Source organism: Agromyces binzhouensis (assembly GCF_004135055.1).
In the GTDB taxonomy this organism is placed as follows: domain Bacteria; phylum Actinomycetota; class Actinomycetes; order Actinomycetales; family Microbacteriaceae; genus Agromyces; species Agromyces binzhouensis.
The window spans coordinates 1-14,921 of record NZ_SDPL01000030.1 but is presented as its reverse complement, the minus strand read 5'-3'; the positions used below and the strand labels follow the sequence as shown (position 1 = coordinate 14,921).

16 protein-coding genes are annotated in these 14,921 nt (G+C 71.1%); 10 read left to right on the top strand and 6 right to left on the bottom strand.

Annotated elements, in window-relative coordinates; all coding sequences use genetic code 11:
- Positions 1–45: 45 nt before the first annotated feature.
- The 4 genes from ectB to ESO86_RS03420 all read right to left on the bottom strand — a co-directional run bounded on the left by ectB (position 46) and on the right by ESO86_RS03420 (position 3,766).
- Positions 46–1,320 (bottom strand): diaminobutyrate--2-oxoglutarate transaminase, encoded by a 1,275-nt coding sequence (gene ectB, locus ESO86_RS03435; RefSeq protein WP_129233490.1) that lies wholly within the window; start codon positions 1,318–1,320, stop codon positions 46–48.
- 160 nt (positions 1,321–1,480) lie between these two features.
- Entirely contained in the window at positions 1,481–2,422 is a 942-nt protein-coding gene (locus ESO86_RS03430) for a DUF1254 domain-containing protein (RefSeq protein ID WP_129233489.1), read from the bottom strand.
- Between the two features lie 203 nt (positions 2,423–2,625).
- Positions 2,626–3,297, bottom strand: a complete 672-nt coding sequence (locus ESO86_RS03425; protein ID WP_129233488.1) for a superoxide dismutase family protein — start codon at positions 3,295–3,297, stop codon at positions 2,626–2,628.
- 100 nt (positions 3,298–3,397) lie between these two features.
- Positions 3,398–3,766, bottom strand: coding sequence for a hypothetical protein (locus ESO86_RS03420; protein ID WP_129233487.1), 369 nt, complete (start codon positions 3,764–3,766; stop codon positions 3,398–3,400).
- Positions 3,767–3,893: 127 nt separating this feature from the next.
- Between ESO86_RS03420 and ESO86_RS03415 the strand changes: the two genes are divergently transcribed.
- Together ESO86_RS03415 and ESO86_RS03410 are read left to right on the top strand one after the other, a co-directional pair.
- Positions 3,894–4,397 carry an SRPBCC domain-containing protein gene (locus ESO86_RS03415; RefSeq protein ID WP_242492184.1) on the top strand — a complete coding sequence of 168 codons (504 nt, stop codon included), beginning with the start codon at positions 3,894–3,896 and terminating at the stop codon, positions 4,395–4,397.
- Positions 4,394–4,711: an ArsR/SmtB family transcription factor gene (locus ESO86_RS03410; protein WP_129233485.1), complete on the top strand. Its 318-nt coding sequence runs from the start codon at positions 4,394–4,396 to the stop codon at positions 4,709–4,711. Before ESO86_RS03415 ends, ESO86_RS03410 begins: the two co-directional genes overlap by 4 nt.
- 70 nt (positions 4,712–4,781) lie before the next feature.
- On the opposite strand, the gene ESO86_RS03405 is transcribed toward ESO86_RS03410, so the two are convergent.
- Positions 4,782–5,615 (bottom strand): alpha/beta fold hydrolase, encoded by an 834-nt coding sequence (locus ESO86_RS03405; RefSeq protein WP_129233484.1) that lies wholly within the window; start codon positions 5,613–5,615, stop codon positions 4,782–4,784.
- A 224-nt stretch (positions 5,616–5,839) separates the two neighbouring features.
- Between ESO86_RS03405 and ESO86_RS03400 the strand changes: the two genes are divergently transcribed.
- A complete protein-coding gene (locus tag ESO86_RS03400) occupies positions 5,840–6,316 on the top strand; it encodes a recombinase family protein (protein ID WP_129233483.1) in 477 nt (158 codons plus the stop codon).
- Positions 6,317–6,352: 36 nt separating this feature from the next.
- Here the strand turns inward: ESO86_RS03400 and ESO86_RS03395 are convergent, their stop codons facing one another.
- On the bottom strand, positions 6,353–7,108 hold the full coding sequence (locus ESO86_RS03395) for a FadR/GntR family transcriptional regulator (protein ID WP_129233482.1): 756 nt from the start codon (positions 7,106–7,108) through the stop codon (positions 6,353–6,355).
- Between the two features lie 139 nt (positions 7,109–7,247).
- Between ESO86_RS03395 and ESO86_RS03390 the strand changes: the two genes are divergently transcribed.
- The 7 genes from ESO86_RS03390 to ESO86_RS03360 all read left to right on the top strand — a co-directional run.
- Positions 7,248–8,618, top strand: coding sequence for an ABC transporter substrate-binding protein (locus tag ESO86_RS03390; protein WP_165307269.1), 1,371 nt, complete (start codon positions 7,248–7,250; stop codon positions 8,616–8,618).
- A gap of 1 nt (position 8,619) precedes the next feature.
- Positions 8,620–9,564 (top strand): carbohydrate ABC transporter permease, encoded by a 945-nt coding sequence (locus tag ESO86_RS03385; RefSeq protein ID WP_129233480.1) that lies wholly within the window; start codon positions 8,620–8,622, stop codon positions 9,562–9,564.
- Positions 9,557–10,462, top strand: a complete 906-nt coding sequence (locus ESO86_RS03380; protein WP_129233479.1) for a carbohydrate ABC transporter permease — start codon at positions 9,557–9,559, stop codon at positions 10,460–10,462. Before ESO86_RS03385 ends, ESO86_RS03380 begins: the two co-directional genes overlap by 8 nt.
- Positions 10,463–10,471: 9 nt before the next feature.
- Positions 10,472–11,623 (top strand): mandelate racemase/muconate lactonizing enzyme family protein, encoded by a 1,152-nt coding sequence (locus ESO86_RS03375; RefSeq protein WP_129233478.1) that lies wholly within the window; start codon positions 10,472–10,474, stop codon positions 11,621–11,623.
- 19 nt (positions 11,624–11,642) lie between these two features.
- A complete protein-coding gene (locus ESO86_RS03370) occupies positions 11,643–12,605 on the top strand; it encodes an MBL fold metallo-hydrolase (RefSeq protein ID WP_129233477.1) in 963 nt (320 codons plus the stop codon).
- Positions 12,602–13,702 (top strand): Gfo/Idh/MocA family protein, encoded by a 1,101-nt coding sequence (locus ESO86_RS03365; protein ID WP_129233476.1) that lies wholly within the window; start codon positions 12,602–12,604, stop codon positions 13,700–13,702. The genes ESO86_RS03370 and ESO86_RS03365 overlap by 4 nt, the downstream gene beginning before the upstream one ends.
- Positions 13,699–14,921, top strand: a 1,223-nt coding sequence (locus ESO86_RS03360) for a CaiB/BaiF CoA transferase family protein (RefSeq protein ID WP_207206999.1), incomplete at its 3' end; no start/stop codon positions are given. The genes ESO86_RS03365 and ESO86_RS03360, both read left to right, overlap by 4 nt.

The window sequence follows — 14,921 nt, the reverse complement described above, 5'->3', positions numbered from 1 at the left end:
CGGCCGGTCGGCCGATGCCGCGGGCGGCGGGCAACGCCCTCGCGGTCAGCCCGCGCGCACCGCCGCGAGGCTCTCGCGCACGATCGCGAGGCCGCGACGCAGTTCGTCCTCGGTGATCGTGAGCGCGGGCAGGAACTTCAGCACCTCGTCGTGGGCGCCGGAGGTCTCGATGACGAGGCCGCGCTCGAAGGCGGCCTTCGACACGCGCCCTGCGAGCGTGCGGTCGGCGTCGCATGCGATGCCCTGGAAGAGGCCGCGGCCGCGCACGACGAAGCCGAGGTCGACATGCTCGGCGGCGATGGCCTCGAGCTCCTCCCGCAGCAGCGCGGACTTCGCAGCGACGCCGTCCATGAACGCCGAGTCGGCCCAGTACGTCTCGAGTGCGACGCGCGCCGACACGAACGCGAGGTTGTTGCCGCGGAAGGTGCCCGTGTGCGCGCCGGGCTTCCAGACGTCGACCTCGGGGCGCAGCAGCACCAGCGACATCGGCAGCCCCGAGCCGGAGATCGACTTCGACACCGTCACGATGTCGGGCACGATGCCCGACTCCTCGAACGCGAAGAACGCGCCGGTGCGGCCGACGCCGGCCTGGATCTCGTCGAGGATGAGCAGGATGCCGCGGGCCTCGGTGATCGCGCGAAGGCGTCGGAGCCACTCGGGGCTCGCGACGTTGATGCCGCCCTCGCCCTGCACGGCCTCCACGATGACCGCGGCGGGCAGGTCGAGGCCCGAGCCCGGGTCGTCGAGCATGCGCCCGAAGAGGTCGAGCGTGTCGACGTCGGGGCCGAGGTAGCCGTCGAACGGCAGCCGCGACACGTCGTCGAGGCCGACGCCCGCCGCGGCGCGGTAGTGGCTGTTGCCCGTCGTGGCGAGGCCGCCGAGGCTCAGTCCGTGGAAGGCGTTCGTGAACGCGACGACGTTCGACCGGCCGGTCGCCTGGCGGGCGACCTTCAGCGCCGCCTCGACGGCGTTGGCTCCGGTCGGGCCGGTGAACTGGAGCTTGTGGTCGAGTCCGCGCGGTGCGAGCACGAGTCGCTCGAACGCCTCGATGAACGCCTTCTTGGCCGAGGTGGCCATGTCGAGGCCGTGGATGATGCCGCCGTGCTCGAGGTACTCGATGAGCGCGCTCGTGAACGCGGGGTTGTTGTGCCCGTAGTTCAGCACGCCGGCACCGGCGAAGAAGTCGAGGTACTCGCGGCCGTCGGCGTCGACGAGCGTCGAGCCCGACGCCCGGTCGAACACGGTCGGGAAGGCGCGGACGTAGCCGCGCACCTCGGACTCGCGACGGTCGAAGACATCCAGGGCGGTGGCGCTGCTCATGGCAGGGCGACTCCTCTCGAGGAAGGGACGGTGAGATGAGACTACGTCCTCAGCCCGGGAGTCCCGTGCACGCGGCATCCGCCGTGGCCCGCCGGGTGAGCCGTCGGTCGAGCCGCGTTCGCGACGGTCGGCGCACGTTCCCAGGTGCCCGGCGCAACGCTCAGGTGATGACGGTCTCCAGCCGCTGCGCGCGCAGCGCGGCGACGTACGCGAGCGCCTGGTCGAGCCTCCGGGGTCGCCGGATCCGCATCGCGTACCGGAAACGCTCGCCCGGGGCGGCCGGGATCACGTTCGGGCTGGCGGCGCACGAGGCGTCGCCGAACCGGATGCTGATGCTGCCGTCGCCGTTCCTGATGAGGTCCCGGCCGGCGAAGCCCGACCGGACGGGATCGAGGTGGCCCCCGTCGTCGAACTTCAGGATCGAGTAGGAGCCGCCGTCGGGATCGACGGGTGGCGGCTCGAACGTCCAGATGTCGCATCCGCTGCTCGTCGCGGTCGCCTCGAAGTAGAGGCCGTGCTCGGCGGGGAGGCTGCCCCAGCCGAAGGCGGTGCCGACGAGGTGGGCGTCGCGATCCGTGTCGCGCCTGGTGCCGAACGCCGTCGTCAGGTCGACGTCGCCGGCGCGTCGCACGAGGCCCGCGGCGACCGATCGTCGCGAGGCGTCGTCGTAGGACCGCGCGCGGTACGGGTACGACGTCGCGGCGTCGATCCGGCGGGCGTCCTGCAGCTCGCGGGCGCGCGGGAGCCCGCCCTCGACGCCGGTGCGCCCGAGCACGTACAGGTGCGTGCCGCGGGTGAGGTCCGCATTCGCCACCGTCACCGATTCGCCGGGTCCGACGACGGCGAGCACGTAGTGGGCCTCGTCGATGAGCGCGTCGGCCTGGTACTCGTCCGACGGCGCGAGCGACACCGTCGCGCGCCGGGTCACGTCGACGACGGCGTACGAATGCAGCACGTCGGGGTCCGGCCGGACCGCCGACGACTCCATGAGCGGCTCGCGCTCGTGGTGGAAGCGGTTCACCGGCGTCCGCCTCGCCTGCGCCGCGAAGTGGTGCGCGGACTCCGCCCGCGTGAAGTTCCGGTTGGTGACGCGACGCGGCATCGGCGGCCTCCCTGCCTGTTGGGGCTCCGCCCGACGGGCTCGGCCCGGTGGGCTCGGGTGCAGTCTGGCAAGGATGCGGCGAGGCGGGTAGGCCTTGCGGTCCGCGGCGTGCACGGGATCACGGCCGGGCGGGGCGCCGTGCGCAGACGGATGCCGCGGGGATCCCCCTCCCCGCGGCATCCGTGGCCCTCATGCCGGATCGATCAGTTCGCGACCCCGCCGCAGAGCACCGGCACCGTCGCCTCGAGCGGGATGCCCGCGCCGAGCGAGGACGAGCGGCTCGAGAACGGGTCGGCCGGGTTGAAGGCGTACGACCCGTTGCGGTCGAAGTCGATGCCGTGCACGACCACCTGGACGGTGCCCGCGTCGGTGTAGCCCGGAACGTCGGTGAACGTGCGCTGGTAGTACAGGTAGCCGTTCGCGTCCGCCATCGCGAACCGGTCGAGCGCCAGGGCGCTCGCGGGCGAGACGTCGCCCGTCGAGGTGAGCGAGGTCAGGATGCCGCCGTAGAACGGCGCGCCGTCGAGGACGGTGACGACGCCGTCGGGACCGGCGGCCGCGGGTCCGGGGCAGGCCATGTCGGTCGCGTCGCCGGGAACACCGTGGAGGTGCATGGCGTGGGGGAGGTTCGGGGAGAGCCCCCACGCCTCCACCGTGACCTGCAGCTTGCCGTTGGGCAGCGCCTTGACCCGGGTCGTGCCGCTCGCACGGCTCTCGGGCACGTCGGCGGGCTGCACGGCGTCCAGGCTGTAGCTGTAGCTCGCGACCTTCTCCGACGGGTTGGCGTCGTGGCCGGCGTACGCGGCGGTCGCGCCGCCGAGTGCCAGGGCGATGGTCGCCGCCGTGGCGACGATGATGCGTGGTGCGTTCTTCATGTCGTACTCCCTCGTAGCGTCGGGCGTCGGGTCCGCGCCCGTGCAGGGGATTCGGAGCGGGGCCGCATCCGGATGGGATGGAGGCGCGCCGGGGTTCGGATCAGTCGAAGAACCGCACGCTCGTCACCCTCATCGCGTCGCCCTCGGTGCGGACCACGCACCGCACGCGGGCGTGGTGGGTGGCCCCGGAGTCATCGACGAACGTGACGGTGCCGGAGACGCGCTGCGCGCCATCCGCCTCCGCGACCTCGAGCGAGTCGGCGAGCTCGACCGCAGTGTGTCCGCGGCCCTCGAGGCGATCGGTCGCCGCAGCGCGGCACGCGGATTCCGCGGTGGCGGGCGTCGGGGGTGCGGCGATGGCGACCGCCACGATGATCGCGACCACCGCGACGACGATCACGGGTGCGGCGATGCGGAGCCACAACGGGATCCGGGCGAACCACCCTGCGGGCTGCGGTCCTGCGCTCATGGCGCGACCATACGCCGATCGGGCGCTCGCGGCACCCATCGATCAAATGCAACCGAAGGGTTGCGCCTGTGCTCACGTTGTGCAACTCTAGAGTTGCAGTTTGACGAGAGGAACCATCATGGTGAGCATGACCGACAACCAGCCCTCCATCGTCGACGAGGGCACGTACTCCGTGCGACGCACCATCCGCATCGCCGCTCCCGTCGAGAAGGTCTGGGCCGCCGTCACCGAGCCCGAGCACATCTCGCGCTGGTTCGGGCGGACGGTGCTCGACGGCGCCGGCGTCGGCGCCGAGGGCACGATGACCTTCGAGGGCTACGGTGCCGTGCCGATCCGGGTCGAGGCGATCGACGCCCCGCGCTCGGTCACGTACCGCTGGGGCAACGACGACGCGCTCGGGCACCTGCCCGACCGGGTCGAGGAGGCCACCTCGACGGTGTTCACCTTCACGCTCCAGCCCGTGCCGGATGGAGGAGGCGCGGAGGGTGCGGCGAGCGGCGGCACCGAGCTCACGGTCGTCGAGACCGGGTTCGACCGCACCTCCGACCCCGCGAAGAACATGGCCGAGCACGCCAAGGGCTGGGTCGGCGAGCTCGACAAGCTCGTCGCGCTGCTCGAGGGCGCCGCATGACCACGGGGACGCTGGTCCCGGTGTTCGCCGCACTCGGAGACGAGACCCGGTGGAGCATCCTGGCGGCACTCGGCGAGGGCGACGCATCCGCGTCCGCCCTCGCCGGGCGCCTGCCCGTCACGCGGCAGGCGATCGCGAAGCACCTCGCGGTGCTCCAGGAGGTCGGCCTCGTCGAACCGATCCGCGTCGGCCGCGAGGTGCGCTACCGCGTGCTCGGGTCGCAGCTCGGCGAGACCGCACGCCGGCTCGAGGCCATCGGCGCCGAGTGGGACCGCCGCCTGGCCGCGATCAAGGAGATCGCCGAGGGACTGTAGGACCCGCTGGACCAGGCGCTCGCCGGCGGCCCGACCGATGCCGAGGCTCGGCATCGGCCGGCCGGCCGGGTCATCCCGCTGCGTCGAGGATGACGTCGGCGACCGCGCCCGGATGGCTCATCATCGCGACGTGCGAGCTGTCGAGCTCGATCGTCGTCGCGCCGGCGCGCTCGGCCATGACCCGCTCCGCCTCCGGAGGGATGGTGTGGTCCTGCGAGGCGACGACGTACCAGCTCGGAATGCTCTCCCACGCGGGCTCGCCCGACGGGGTGAACAGCGCCTGCAGCGCCGCAGGGCGCTGCGAGGCGGCCATCACCGCGGTCTGCTTCCTGGGCAGGTCGGCGGCGAACAGCTCGTGGAAGTACGCCGGGTCGATGTAGCCGTCCGCGTCGCCCTCGGGCGCGCCGGGGTACGGCCGGATCACGATGTGGTCGGCGAGGTCGGTGTGCCCGCCGCCCAGCGCGTTGGCGTCGACCAGCCGCTCGCCCTCGTCGAGCGCGTAGGCCGCGACGTAGACGAGCGCCTCGACGTGCTCGAGGCCGGTCGCCGCGTTCGTGATGACCGCGCCGCCGTACGAGTGGCCGACGAGCACGATCGGGCCCTCGATGCTCTCGAGGATCGAGCGGACGTACGCGGCATCCGCCATCAGACCGCGCAGCGGGTTGGACGCGGCGAGCACCGTGTATCCGCGCTTCTGCAGCCGCTCGGTCACGTCGTTCCAACCCGACGAGTCGGCGAACGCCCCGTGGACGAGCACGATGGTCGGCTTCGGTTCGGACGGCGCGCGCGCGACATCGGCCGCGGCCGGGATCGCGACCGAGATCGCCGTCGCGGCGGCGACGGCCGCGACAGCGATCGCGACGCGGATCGGGCCACGACGGGACTTCTGGTTCGTGGCGTGCATGATGGACCTTCCTCACACTCCGGGACGGCGTTCTCAGCCCGGATGGGCGCGGCCGTCGGGATCCACACTCCTGCGAGGCGGCGGCACGCCGAACCACGCACGGCACGTAGTCGTGGGGGACGTGCGGCGTCCGAAACGGCTCGGTCCGGCGTTCGGCGCGGCGATCGGAGCTCGGCGTACGCCGATGGAGCGTGCGTCGGCGAGAATGGAACCGAACGTTGACGATGACGACGAGGGTGATCGAGATGGGCGAGCAGCAGGTGGATGCGACGACGGATGCCTCCGGCGGCATGCACACGCCCGGGCACCACGCGATCGGCTGCCCCGAGTGCTTCGTCGAGCTGCAGCAGAACCACGACTGGTGGAAGGCGCGTCCCGAGGGCTCCCGGCTCGTCGGCCTCGTGGTGCCGCGCGACGACATGCCGCCGATCCTCGAGCAGCGCGTCGCGCTCACGCGGTTCGGCGTCCAGATCCTCGACTTCCGCTACCCGACGCCCGACATGCCCGAGACATGGGAGCAGCGCCTCGGGCGCCTGTTCGCCACGCTGCAGGCCGGCGACGTGCTGGTCGTCGTCAACGAGCTCGCACTCGGCCGGTCGCCCGAGGAGGTCGCCCGCACCATCCGCACCCTGCGCCGCCACAACCTCGTGGTGAAGGTGCTGGGCAGGGGCGCGCCGCACCTGGAGGACGCGCGCGCCTGATCGCGAGGTGCCCTCGACGTGGCCGACGGTCGCGCCTTAGCGCTTGGGGCTCGGCGGACGCCGGCGCTCCCAGGCGTCGGCGATGTGGGAGCGCATGGCCTGCTCCGCGGCATCGGGGTCGCCGGCCTCGATGGCGGCGAACACGTGCTCGTGCTCCTCGAGGGTGGTCTCGAGGCGGCTGTGGAGGTGGAAGCGGGCGCTCTCGCGCGCCTGGCCGAAGAGGATGCTGACGAGGTTGACGGCGAGCCGGTTGGCGCTCATCTCTCCGACGGTCGCGTGGAACACGACATCCGCCGCGTTGAATGCGGGCTCGTCCTCGATCGTGTCGCGCATGAGCTGGAGCGCTTCGCGGAGCCGCTCGAGTTCCTCGTCGGACCTGCGGGCGGCGGCGTCGCGTGCGATGACGCCCTCGAGCGACGCCCGCACGACGCTGAGGTCGTCGAGGATGCCGAGCGTCGCGTCGTTCGCGACGAGCGCCGAGAGCACGGTCGCGTCGACCATGTTCCACGACTGGGCGCCGAGCACCTGCGTGCCGCGACCCTGGGCGACCGTGACGAGACCCTTCTCCTCGAGTCGCTTCACGGATTCGCGGATGACCGTGCGGCTCACGCCGAACTGCTCGCAGAGCACCGCCTCGGGCGGCAGGGAGGTGCCCGGCGCGAGGTCGCCGCGGACGATGGCGTCGACGAGGTCGGCGACGACCGTCACGCCGAGGCGTGGCGTCCTCGGGCGCGCGGCGATCGTCGGATAGGCGGCGGATCGCTCCGCGTCGGCGCGGGTCTCGAAGGACATGACCACAGCATAACCGCGAAAAGTGGTCACACCTATGATCTTTCCTTGCGTCTTTGTAAGACGTATGATGTAATCACTTCAAGCCCACCCCGGGCGTGCCCAGTCGTCAGAGACGCCGACCAGAACAGGAATGCGCGACATGTCACAGCACTCGTCCTTCCGACGCCGAGCCACTCGGCTGATCACCACCGGGGCCGTCGCGGCCACCGGACTCCTCGTACTCAGCGCATGCTCGACGGGTGCCGAAGCAGGGGGTGACGACACCTACGGCTTCTCCGCGGCGGAGCAGGTCGCCGACAGCCCCATCACGGTCTGGGTCGACGCCTCGCGCGAGCCCGCCGTGACCGCATTCCAGGAGGCGTACCCCGACATCGAGGTCGTGCTCGAGACCTACGACGGCAACGCCGGCGGCAGCGGTTCGTTCCAGAGCAAGATCTCGCTCATGGACCAAGCCGGCGACGGCTGGCCCGACGTCGTCTTCTCGACGCAGCAGAACGACGCCATCTGGGCGTCCAAGGACACCCCGAACGGCGACCCCGGCTTCGCGGCGCCGCTCAACGAGGGCCTCATCGACCAGGACTTCCTCGACGGCTTCGCCGAGGGCTCGCTCGACTACGCGACCATCGACGGCACCGTCTACGGCCTCCGCAACGACCTCGCCCAGACGGTCTTCTACTACAACCAGAAGCTGCTCGACGAGTTCGGCTACGAGGTCCCCACGACGTGGGAGGAGTACGCGGAACTCGGCGACAAGCTCGCCGCCGAGCACCCGGGCTACATCCTCGGGAGCATGGGCGACAGCTTCATGACCTACGTCTACTACGGCGGTTCCGAGTCGCCGGTCTTCCAGTCGCCCGAGCCCGGCGTGTTCCACTCCGACACGTCGGCCGAGAACGCCCAGGACATCTCGGCGATCATCGACGGGATGCTGGAGAACGGCACGCTCGTGCAGGACAGCTTCTTCAGCGCCGAGTTCGCCGCGAACTACGCCGACAAGCTCGTGGGCGTCCCCGGTCCGGTCTGGTACACCGGCGCGATCTTCCAGGGCGGCCTCGCGACGCCCGCGGGCGAGATCGGCGTCGCGCCTCCGCTGAAGTGGGAGGGCGGCGACGTCGCAGCCGGCAACGTCGGCGGCGGCATCTGGTACGCCTCGCGCCACTCCGAGAACCTCGACGCGGTCGCGACCTTCCTCGAGTTCGTGACCAGCGCCGACGAGTTCCAGGTCGAGGCCTCCTCGGGGTACCCCGCCTACACGTCGGCCGCCGAGAAGTGGCTGGACAAGCAGGCCGAGGCCGGTTACTTCGTCAACGACGACTTCAAGACCGTCATGTCGGATGCCGCGGGGCAGATCTGGAGCGGCTGGAACGTGACCCCGTGGAGCCCCGAGACCGCATGGGCCAAGGTCGTCATCCCCGGAATGGCCGAGGGCGAGACGGTCGTCTCCCTCCTCCCCGCCTGGCAGACGGAGCTCGAGAACGAGGCCACCGTCAACGGCTACACGGTCGAGTGACGTGACCGTCACCGCACCTCCGGCTCCTGCCGGCGTCGTCCCCTCGGGCCGGCGCCGGCCGGAGCGCCGGCGCGCGAGCCGGTCGAACGCAGGCCAGTCGCGCTTCGGGTACGTCTTCGTCAGCGGCTACACGCTCCTCCTCGTGGCGTTCGGCCTGCTGCCCACGCTCTACGCGCTCTTCCTCTCCTTCACCCGCAACGGCGTGTTCGTCGGCTTCGACAACTTCGTCCGGGTCTTCAACGACTACCGGTTCCTCCCCGCCGTCGGCCACGTCGCGATGTACGTCGTCTTCTGGCTCGTCAGCCTGATCGTGCTCGTCGTGATCCTCGCGATCGTGGTGCACAGCATCCGGGTCCGCTGGCTCGGCGATACCGCGCGCTTCCTCTTCTACATCCCGGGCGCCATCGCGGGCGCCTCGAGCGTGCTGCTCTGGCTGTTCGTGCTCGACCCATCGGTCAGCCCCGTCTCCGCGCTGCTGCGCTCGATGGGCTACGAGTCGCTCGTCAACGTGGTCGCCGTCGGCAACCTCCCCGTGGTCTTCACGGTCATCGCCTTCTGGGCCGGCGCCGGCGGATGGATCGTCATCATGTACGGCGCGCTCAACAACATCAGCGCCGACATCATGGAGGCCGCACGCATCGACGGCGCCGGCGCCCTGCAGGTCGCTTGGCACATCCAGCTGCCGATGCTCACCAAGTGGATCAGCTACATGGGCATCATGTCGCTGGCCGCGGGCACCCAACTGTTCGTCGAGCCCAAGGTCCTCGCGCAGGCGACGAAGAACGTCGTCCCCGAGGACTACTCGCTCAACCAGCTGGCCTACCTCTACGCCTTCCGACAGGGCGACTTCTCGGGCTCCGCCGCGATCTCGGTCATGCTCCTGGTCGTGGCGCTCGGCCTCTCCACCATCTTCATCTTCCGCGGAAAGCTGTTCGAACGTGACTGACCTCTCCGTGCGCCGCAGGCGGCGCGCACTCACCCCAGGGCAGTGGATCGGCCGTGCGCTCGTCGCCGTCGTGCTGCTCGCCTTCGCCGCCTTCTTCATCCTGCCGATCATCTGGCTGCTGCTCGCACCCACGAAGACCAACTCCGAGCTGCTGCTCAGCGGCCCCTTCGCCTTCGGCTCATTCGAGCAGCTCGTCGCCAACTGGAACGAACTGTTCGCGTTCGGGAGCGGCGTGTTCGCCGTCTGGCTCGGCAACTCAGCGTTCTACTCGTTCGCCGCGCTCGCGATCACCCTGATCGTCAGCATCCCGGCGGGGTACGCCCTCGCGCTCATCGAGTTCAAGGGCCGCAGGCTGCTCCTCGTGACGACGCTCGTCGTCATGCTGATCCCGAACACGGCGCTCGTGCTGCCGATCTTCCTCGAGCTCAGCGCCGTCCGCCTGATCGGCAGTCCGCTGGCGGTCATCCTGCCGTTCTCGTTCTTCCCGTTCGGGGTGTACCTGACCTATATCTACTTCTCGACCGCGGTCTCGCGCGACCTGCTGAATGCGGCGCGCATCGACGGCGCCGGAGAGCTCCGCGTGTTCTCGCAGGTCGCGATGCCGCTCGCGACGCCGGTGATCGCCCTCGTCGGATTCTTCAGCTTCGTGGCGAACTGGAACAACTACTTCCTCCCGTTCCTCGTCGTGGGCGGCCAGAAGATCCCCGTCCAGGTGGGCCTTGCGAACCTGCTCTCGAACGTCCCGGCCTTCAACCCCACCACGGCGTCGAGCATCGTCATCCAGCTGCCGACCCTGGCCCTGGCGACCCTGCTCTCGGTCGCCCCGATCCTCTTGATCTTCCTCTTCGCGCAGCGCTTCCTCGTCGAGGGAATGACCGCCGGCGGGACCAAGGAGTAGGTGGACCCCATGAAGATCACCGGCTACCGCACCCTCACCGCCCAGCAGCACTGGCGGCGCACGATCGGCGACGTGAACGGGCACATCGTCGAGGCCGTCACCGAGGTTCCGATCCTCATCGTCGAGACCGATGCCGGCATCGAGGGCGTGGGCATCGGGTCGCACGCCGACCTCGCCCGCCTGTTCCCGGCGATCGACGGCGAGGACCCGCGCGGCGTCGCCGCGCTGTTCGACCGCATGCTCGCGCAGGTGTTCAAGTCCGGCCACGCGGGCGCCACCTACGGCGGGGTGGCGACCATCGACGCCGCCCTCTGGGACATCAAGGCGAAGGCGGCGGGCGAGCCGCTCTGGCGACTGCTCGGGGGTCGGGACCGGTTCGTGCCGGGCTACGCGTCGGGCCTCGACATCGCGCTCGGGGACGACGAGCTCGCCGCGTTCTATGCGGAGTTCGCCGATCGCGGTTTCGTCGCCGGGAAGCTCAAGGGCGGCCTCGACGTGGACACCGACCTGCGCCGGCTCGGCATCATCGCCGACGCGCTGGCCGCGAACACCTCGCGGCCCGGGCTCATGCTCGACGCGAACGAGTCCTGGCAGGTCAAGCAGGCCGTTCGCTACGTGAGCGCGCTCGAGGAGCACGTCGACCTGCTCTGGGTCGAGGAGCCGCTGCGACGCTGGGACGCCGTCGGCCACGCCCGCCTCAGCACCGCGATCCGCGCGGCCGTCGCCACGGGCGAGAACCTCACCGGCGTCGACCAGTTCCGGCCGCTGTTCGAGGCCGGCGCGCCCGACGTCGTCCAGGCGGGCGCGATCTGGGGCGTCAGCCACATTCACCGCCTCGCGCTCGCGGCGGCCGCTCGCGACCTGCCGATCAGCCCGGTCGGCTACAACGCGAACCCGGCGGTCGCGCACGTCATGACGGCCGTGCCGAACCACCTGACCACCGAGGTCCAGGCGATCGACTTCGCCGACGGCGTGCTGGTCGACCACGAGTTCGCCGACGGCGGCATCGTCCTGAGCGACGAGCCGGGAGCCGGCATCCGCATCGACGAGGTCGCGATCGAGGGCGCCCGGCGCGGGGACGGCTGGGCGAACCCCGCCGGTCCGCACATGCGACCGGTGCGCGCGGGGCTGCGCGTCGTGCTCGACGGCGTCGAGCGCTGAGACGGACGGAGAGGTTCCGATGGAGATCAGGAAGGGCCTGCACCGGGTGCAGGCGCCGCTCGGTGAGCGCTTCGTCGCGCTCTACCTGCTCGTGGGTGACGACGCCGCGCTGCTCGTCGACACCGGCATCCGAGAGAGCATCACCGAGACGCTGCTGCCCTACCTCGACCAGGCCGGCATCCCTCGCGAGACGCTGCGCTGGGCAGTCAACACGCACTGCGACTTCGACCACACGGGCGGCAACGGCGCGCTGAAGGCCGCGATCCCGTCGGTCGAGATCCTCGCGCACGACCTCGATGCCGAGCTCGTCGAGGACGTGCAGCGGCTGATCGACGTGCGCTACGGCGAGTTCCGCGAGACCGACGGCTTCGACGATCCGCCCGAGACGACCGCGTACCTGCGGAGCGTCTCCGACCTCGTCCCCGTCGACCGGCGGCTCGCCGGTGGCGAGGAGTTCGACCTCGGCGGTCGGAGCGTCCGGGTGCTGCACGTGCCCGGGCACAGCCCCGGCCACGTCGCGGTGCACGACCCGGCCAACCGTGCGCTCATGATCGGCGACGCGACGCTCGGCACGACCGTGCCGTACGCCGACGGGGCTCCGGCCTTTCCGCCGACCTACCGCGACGTGGACCCGTACGTCACGAGCATGACGGCGTTCCGCGACCTCGACGCCGACCTGCTGCTCACCGCGCACTACCCGGTCTACGAGGGCGCGGGGGTCCGGGTGTTCCTCGACGAGAGCGAGGCGTACACCGAGCGCATCGACGACGTGATCACCGCGCGGCTGGCCGCCGCCGGCGAGCCGAGGACCACGCTCGAACTCGTCCGCGCAGCCGGAGCCGACCTCGGCCCGTGGCCGGCCGGGGCGCTCGACTACGCGGTGTTCCCCGTGACCGGCAACCTCGAGCGCCTCGCCGCGCGCGGCGTCGTGACCGAGCAGACGGATGCCGCGGGCCGCCGTCGCTGGAGCCTCGTCCGATGACGGGGCGGGTGCGCCTCGGCGCCGTGGGCGCCGGCTGGTGGGCGACGAGCAACCACTTCCCGATCTTCGCCGGCCGCGACGACGTCGACCTCGTCGGCGTGTGCGGCATCGGACCCGAGCTCGACGACGTGCGCGAGCAGTTCGGCTTCGGCATGGCGACGAACGACTGCGACGAGCTCCTCGACCAGGACCTCGACGCCGTGGTGATCACGACTCCGCACGACCTGCACCACCCGCAGGCGGTCGCTGCCATCGAGCGCGGACTGCACGTCCTGGTCGAGAAGCCGGTGACGCTCACGACCGAGCAGGGCTGGGACCTCGCCGACCGGGTGCGCGAGGCCGGCGTGCACTTCCTCGCACCGTACGGGTGGAACTACAAACCCTTCACGGTCGAGGCGAAGCGCCTCGTCGAGGCAGGCCACCTCGGCGAGATCCAGTACGTGCTCTGCCATATGGCCTCGCCGACGCGCGGGCTCTTCGCGGGCGACACGAACCACATCCGCTCGCTGTGGGACTCGAAGACGAGCGGCCCCGACCCCCGCACGTGGCAGTCGCCCGCGCGTGGCGGCGGGTACGCGCACGGGCAGGTCACGCACTCGAGCGCCCTGCTGTTCTGGCTGAGCGAGCTGCGCGCGGCATCCGTCATGGCCAAGGTCTCGAACGGGGGCGCGGCGGTCGACCTGTTCGACGCGGCCGTGATCACCTTCGACGGCGGCGCCCTCGGCTCGCTCTCGGGCGCAGCCACCCTGCCCGACGGCAACCCGTACCAGGTCGACCTCCGCATCTTCGGCACCGAGGGCGTGCTGCTCCTCGACACCGAGCGCGAGCGCGTCTCACTGCACCGGTACGACGGACAGCAGTGGGACCTCGACATCGAGCCCGGCGCGGGCGCCTACGAGTGCATCGTGCCGCCCAACCGCTTCATCGACCTCATCACCGGCGCGAGCACCGAGAACAACTCGGACGCCGACGTCGCCGCGCGCTCCGTCGAGCTCATCGACGCAATGCTGCGGAGCGCCGCCGTCGGCGGCGCCGAGGTCCCCGTCCACGGCCCGGCCGATGCCGAGGCCGCACACCAGAACGAGGAATCCGCGTGACCCAGACGCCAGTGATCCAGACCCGCGGCGTGCTCGACGGGTACCGCGTGCTCGACTGCTCGATCGCCATGGCCGGGCCGTTCGCGGCGCAGCGCCTCGGCGACCTCGGCGCCGACGTCATCAAGGTCGAGCCGACCTCGGGCGAGTGGCAGCGCCACGCGGCCGCGGGCGGCGCGGCGGGCAACGAGATCAACGTGTCGTTCCTCTCTCTGAACCGGAACAAGCGCTCGGTGGCGCTCGACCTCAAGTCCGACGCGGGCAGGGCGGCGCTCCGCGAGCTCGTCGCCGGGGCCGACGTGTTCCTGCAGAACTATCGCCCGGGCGTCGCCGCACGTCTCGGCGTCGACTACGACTCGCTCAGGGCGGTCAACCCGTCGATCGTCTACGTGTCGATCTCGGGCTACGGCGAGGACGGCCCCTACCGCGACCGCCCCGGCCAGGACCTGCTGCTGCAGGCCATGTCGGGCGCCATGTACTCCGCCGGCCGCGACGGCGACGAGCCCTCGCCCGCCGGCCAGTACCTCGCCGACGCGATCACCGCGTCGACCGCGTTCGAGGGCGTGCTCGCCGCGCTGCTCCACCGCGAGCGCACCGGCGAGGGCCAGCTCGTGACGGTCAACATGCTCGACGCGCTCACGACCCTGCAGATGCAGGAGCTCTCGGTGTTCACGGTCGGCCGCAAGGCCCAGCAGCGTTCGGCCGAGCCGCACGCGCACGTCTACATCCGCGCGCCGTACGGCGTGTTCGAGACGAGCGACGGCTACGTCGCCCTCGCGTTCGCCGACCTGCACGAGCTCGGTCGCCTCATCGAGGAGCCGGCGTTCGAGGGCTGGTCGAGCGAGGTCGAGGGGTGGACGCGCCGCGACGAGATCCACGCGAAGACCGCCGCGAAGCTGCGCGAGAACACGGCCGCGTACTGGATAGAGGTGCTCGGTGGCGCCGGCATGTGGATCGGGCCCGTGAACGACTACGCAGGCCTCGTCGACGACCCGCAGATCGTGCACAACAGCACGTTCGTCGAGTACGAGCACCCGACCGAGGGGCTCGTGAAGACCCCGGGCTTCCCGTACCGCTTCTCGGCGACCCCGCCGCGCATCGACCGCGGTGCGCCGCGCGTCGGCGAGCACACGCGCGAGGTGCTGCGCGAGGCCGGGTTCGACGAGGCAGCGATCGACGCGCTGCTCGCGTCCGGTGCGGCCCGCGCGACGCTCGAGGAGGC

Bases quoted from the DNA above. Each gene is read 5' to 3' on its own strand.
- ectB (WP_129233490.1), bottom strand. From the start codon at position 1,320: ATGAGCAGCGCCACCGCCCTGGATGTCTTCGACCGTCGCGAGTCCGAG.
- ESO86_RS03430 (WP_129233489.1), bottom strand. From the start codon at position 2,422: ATGCCGCGTCGCGTCACCAACCGGAACTTCACGCGGGCGGAGTCCGCG.
- ESO86_RS03425 (WP_129233488.1), bottom strand. From the start codon at position 3,297: ATGAAGAACGCACCACGCATCATCGTCGCCACGGCGGCGACCATCGCC.
- ESO86_RS03420 (WP_129233487.1), bottom strand. From the start codon at position 3,766: ATGAGCGCAGGACCGCAGCCCGCAGGGTGGTTCGCCCGGATCCCGTTG.
- ESO86_RS03415 (WP_242492184.1), top strand. From the start codon at position 3,894: ATGACCGACAACCAGCCCTCCATCGTCGACGAGGGCACGTACTCCGTG.
- ESO86_RS03410 (WP_129233485.1), top strand. From the start codon at position 4,394: ATGACCACGGGGACGCTGGTCCCGGTGTTCGCCGCACTCGGAGACGAG.
- ESO86_RS03405 (WP_129233484.1), bottom strand. From the start codon at position 5,615: ATGCACGCCACGAACCAGAAGTCCCGTCGTGGCCCGATCCGCGTCGCG.
- ESO86_RS03400 (WP_129233483.1), top strand. From the start codon at position 5,840: ATGACGACGAGGGTGATCGAGATGGGCGAGCAGCAGGTGGATGCGACG.
- ESO86_RS03395 (WP_129233482.1), bottom strand. From the start codon at position 7,108: ATGTCCTTCGAGACCCGCGCCGACGCGGAGCGATCCGCCGCCTATCCG.
- ESO86_RS03390 (WP_165307269.1), top strand. From the start codon at position 7,248: ATGTCACAGCACTCGTCCTTCCGACGCCGAGCCACTCGGCTGATCACC.
- ESO86_RS03375 (WP_129233478.1), top strand. From the start codon at position 10,472: ATGAAGATCACCGGCTACCGCACCCTCACCGCCCAGCAGCACTGGCGG.
- ESO86_RS03370 (WP_129233477.1), top strand. From the start codon at position 11,643: ATGGAGATCAGGAAGGGCCTGCACCGGGTGCAGGCGCCGCTCGGTGAG.
- ESO86_RS03365 (WP_129233476.1), top strand. From the start codon at position 12,602: ATGACGGGGCGGGTGCGCCTCGGCGCCGTGGGCGCCGGCTGGTGGGCG.